This is a genomic window from Methanospirillum sp. (genome assembly GCF_028679455.1).
Taxonomy (GTDB): Archaea; Halobacteriota; Methanomicrobia; order Methanomicrobiales; family Methanospirillaceae; genus Methanospirillum.
Genome location: NZ_JAJRBM010000202.1, coordinates 1 through 4,259 on the forward strand (window position 1 = coordinate 1; position 4,259 = coordinate 4,259).

General features: G+C 48.3%; 3 protein-coding genes. 2 read left to right on the forward strand and 1 reads right to left on the reverse strand.

The genetic code is table 11. The features are described 5' to 3' along the window. The first annotated feature begins 320 nt into the window (after nt 1-320). Nucleotides 321-1,322 carry a flap endonuclease-1 gene (gene fen, locus LUQ50_RS06750; RefSeq protein WP_300038088.1) on the forward strand — a complete coding sequence of 334 codons (1,002 nt, stop codon included), beginning with the start codon at nt 321-323 and terminating at the stop codon, nt 1,320-1,322. 131 nt (nt 1,323-1,453) lie between these two features. After that, nucleotides 1,454-3,997 carry a PKD domain-containing protein gene (locus LUQ50_RS06755; RefSeq protein ID WP_300038091.1) on the forward strand — a complete coding sequence of 848 codons (2,544 nt, stop codon included), beginning with the start codon at nt 1,454-1,456 and terminating at the stop codon, nt 3,995-3,997. Between the two features lie 23 nt (nt 3,998-4,020). Here LUQ50_RS06755 and LUQ50_RS06760 read toward each other — a convergent pair. Next, on the reverse strand, nt 4,021-4,259 hold a 239-nt coding region (locus LUQ50_RS06760; RefSeq protein WP_300038094.1), incomplete at its 5' end, for a hypothetical protein.

Here is a 4,259-nt window from a genome sequence, read left to right on the forward strand (position 1 = left end):
AACCGAATTCAACTCTTTCCCTCTCTTATTTTGAATATATAGTGATTGATTATCTGATGGTTCCATGTGCCTAAGAGGGAGACGCTGGCTGGTAGATAATCATATCCCATCTTCCAAGGATCTTCAATCCCCTATCTTTCACTGGAATGGCTCATGGATGTTGTTTCGGCTCCGCGCATGATACTGATTAGACCTGACTCCTATATCTGAGTTTACTTACATACCTCTGATTATCAGCGGTTTGGTTCCCATCTTTTGGAACAAGATGCCGCGGTCAGGCTTACTCTGCTGCGATCAATGGGTCGCTACATGGAGAAATCATGGGTGTAGCATTACGGGATATCATCTCTCCCTATAAACATCAGGTGGAATTTCAGGATCTAACCGGGATTGCATCGGTCGATGCATATAATGCATTGTATCAGTTTCTCTCAATCATCCGCCAGCCTGATGGAACCCCGCTTATGGATCAGGATGGGCGGGTAACCTCCCATCTGTCAGGTATCTTTTACCGGACCTGCAATTTTCTTCAGCAGGGAATCCAGCCGGTCTGGATATTTGACGGCAAGCCCCCTGAGCTTAAAAGCCGGACGATTGGAGAACGACGTGCAATAAGAGCGGATGCACAGGAGAAATGGGAACAGGCAAAACGTGAAGGGGATACTGTCGGGGCATTCAGGTATGCGATGGCTTCATCGAAACTGGATGATGCGGTTCTTTGTTCAGCACGTGAACTCCTGGATCTACTTGGGATTCCTGTCCTTGATGCACCTTCGGAGGGTGAGGCTGAAGCATCGCACATGGTTCACACTGGTGCTGCCCGATATGTTGCGTCCCAGGATTATGACACCCTGCTTTTTGGGGCACCGCTGCTGGTGAGGAACCTGACGGTGTCTGGAAAAAGGCGACTTCATGGCAGAATGGTAAATGTGCAGCCAGAAACAGTTATTCTTGATGAGGTTCTCACCGGACTTGATCTCACCCGCGAGGAACTGATCGATGTGGCTATCCTGGTTGGTACCGATTTTAATGAAGGAGCAGCAGGAATTGGTGCAAAAACTGCGTTAAAGAAGGTGAAAGGGGGCGAATTCCAACAAACAGTAGTATCAAAACTTCCTGATCTGGATCCAGAACCTGTCCGGGACTTCTTCCTTCATCCACCTGTTTCAAGCAGTTACTCACTTGAATGGAAAAAACCTGATCATGATAAGATCATCTCCTTCCTCTGTGGTGATTATGGATTTTCTGAGGATCGGATCACTCCGATGCTTGAAAAGATCAGTGGTCGGGGAAAACAACGAACCCTTGACAGTTGGTTCTGATACCTGTCAGCATAAACCCATGTAACAATGCCCGTATATTTTTCTTTTTTGCCTTTGATACTTATCAGGTGAATATGTTTGGATCGCCCGGTGTGAGAACAAATCTGAATCTGTTCTTGGTATACTTCTTGATGATGGTGCTGGTATCATCGGCACTAACCGGATCCGTCCTTGCTGATGAACAGGGATCAGGGGTTGGTGCTCAGGTAGCATCCTTTGAGAACGGAACTATGACTGCAGACGGGGCGGTTGATTTTTCAGCATCACCTCTTGATGGGTACGCCCCACTCTGTGTCACATTTACCGTACACGGTCTGCTCGGTGAATATTTCTGGGATTTTGGTGATGGTACCACTTCAAATTCACAAAATCCGGTTCATTGTTATCAGAACGTGGGTTCGTACTGGGTGAAACTACAGTACTCTGCAGGTCAGAACACAGGTGAGGTATCCAAAGTGGATTACATCCGGGTTAAGGACCCGGTAACTCGGGTGGATTATGATGCCACCCCCCTGAATGGAACAGTACCTCTCACCGTGCAGTTTTCTGTCATTGGAAATCCAACCACGCTTCACTGGGATTTTGACGACGGACAGGAGAGCAGTGAAAAGAATCCGGTACACCAGTATCAGCAATCCGGGTATTACTCACCGCTCCTGACCTATTGTGCTGACAGCGCCTGTGATAAGATATCAAAATACAATTACATTGAGGTCTCCTCAGGTGAAGAGATCAATTTTACCGCAGAAGATCTCGGTGGTGTAGCCCCCCTTTCAACCAAGTTTATCGCTACCGGCCAGGCAGATACCTATGCCTGGGATTTTGGTGATGGCACTACTTCATACGAGCAGGATCCCGGTCATTACTATACACAGCCTGGCAATTACACCGTTTCTCTGACCTATTCCATTGATGGGGCAACCTATACGGTGACCCGGTCTGATTATATTCATGTTACCTCGCGATATGCTCCTGATTTCAATGCGTCTCCACGGAGTGGAATGGCTCCACTCTGTGTTGAGATGGATATGACAAGTCAGCCCCAGTCATGGCTCTGGATGTTTGGTGATGATGTTACCTCACCTGATGCCCATGGTTCTCATTGTTATGGGGTTGGTGGCAGGTATGATCTCGGGCTTCATTACTGTTACAATGGGTACTGCAGTGACGTGGTTAAGCCTAGATATATCACCGTTACGTCCCCACGGATCTATACCGACCCCGGTAATGACGAAGCGACGGTAAAGTTCAGAACTGATGCAGGGGACGGACTCAGATTCCTCTGGGAATTTGGTGATTCAGCCACTTCTGATAGTGCGGGACCTACTCACCGGTATGATGAACCAGGTGAGTATAATGTCACCCTCTCGGTCCTGGGAACCTGTGGGTGTACAGCAAAAGCAAGCACCAAGGTCTCGGTAAACCCTAAAAAGCCTCTGGATTTTTCTGGCACACCCCTGGAAGGATGTGCCCCGCATAGTGTCCAGTTTACAGAGTCATCGTCAGGAAGCCCTGAGAAGAGACGTTGGGACTTTGGTGACGGGGAAACATCGGAAGAGAGAAATCCGTTTCACAGTTATCGGTTTCCCGGAATATATACTCCGACTCTGGTGGTTAGTTACACCGATCATGAAGAAAATATTACCAAACCCGACTACATCTCTGTTCATGGTATCCCCCAACCCTCCTTTCTGATAAATCCGGAATCCGGAGTTGCACCTGCCACCATTACCTTCACCGATACTACGAGTGGGTATGAATCCAAACGCTCATGGGATTTTGGTGACGGAGTGACCGGAACTGAAGCACGGATGGAGCACCGGTATGATCAGGATGGAGTGTACAATGTTTCGCTCACCGTCTGGGGCGAAGGTGACTGCCACGGTATGGTAACCCGGACTGTCAAGATAGCAGGGCAACAGGAACTCAGGTATGACCTGACCGGGCTTCCCAGGATTGGGCTGACCCCGTTGTCCACTTCATACAAAGTATCCGGAAACCCGTACCAATGGACGATTGATTTTGGTGATGGGCAGACCACTTCAGAGCAGAATCCCTTCCACACTTATGCATCCCCCGGTTTCTATAGTCCAAAACTCCATGTCTGTGATGCAGACGGGTGTGAAGATATTGTCAAACCAAACTATGTTGCTGTCATCCCTCCTGAGTATCAGAACCTTACCCTAGTTCAGGGTTGGAATCTGGTCTCTGTTCCGGTCTCCCTCGAGCCGGGTCAGGATACCATGGGGATATTTGCCGGTGTGGACACAGCAAGCCATTCACTCTATTCATGGGACAGCACAACAGAGCAGTGGAAACGGGTGAACAAAGATACCCCCTTTGATCCGCTCACCGCGGTATGGATCTATGCAGTAAAAGATGTTCAAATTCCTCTGCCATTTGCGTCAACCAGTCTGGAAGGGAATCTGTCCCGATCACTATCACCGGGTTGGAATCTCGTGAGTTTTCCTGGCATAGGTAAGGCTGCTCCAGGGGCTGTGCTCGGTGAGTTGGGCTGGTCGTATCTTCTGGGCTTTAATGCACAATCCCAAAAGTACGATGTTCCGGTTGAGAAGGGAAAAGACGAGCAGGAGTTACTGGACCCACAACGGGGGTACTGGGTATATATGGAGGATCCCGGAGAATTAAATCCCCCAATTTATAACTCCCATTAATTTGATCGTTCCCTCGGGGAGGTCTACAGAGATGTCGGTAACTGATCACGGGTTGTATGCGTCTCGTGATGAAGAAATTCGGTCATGCTGGTCAAGTATTCTGTTTTATGATCATCAGATGTTGTATACGGATATTCACCCTTTTTGAATGCATCTTCATCTACATACCTCTGGAGAGCAATCGATGCAGCCCTCCCGTAAATCTCGATTAGAGAAGCATTTTGCAACGGTTCATCATTCTGCAGGATGAATAAAATATTTC

Coding starts and splice junctions, on each gene's coding strand:
- fen (WP_300038088.1), top strand. CDS start 321: ATGGGTGTAGCATTACGGGATATCATCTCTCCCTATAAACATCAGGTG.
- LUQ50_RS06755 (WP_300038091.1), top strand. CDS start 1,454: ATGATGGTGCTGGTATCATCGGCACTAACCGGATCCGTCCTTGCTGAT.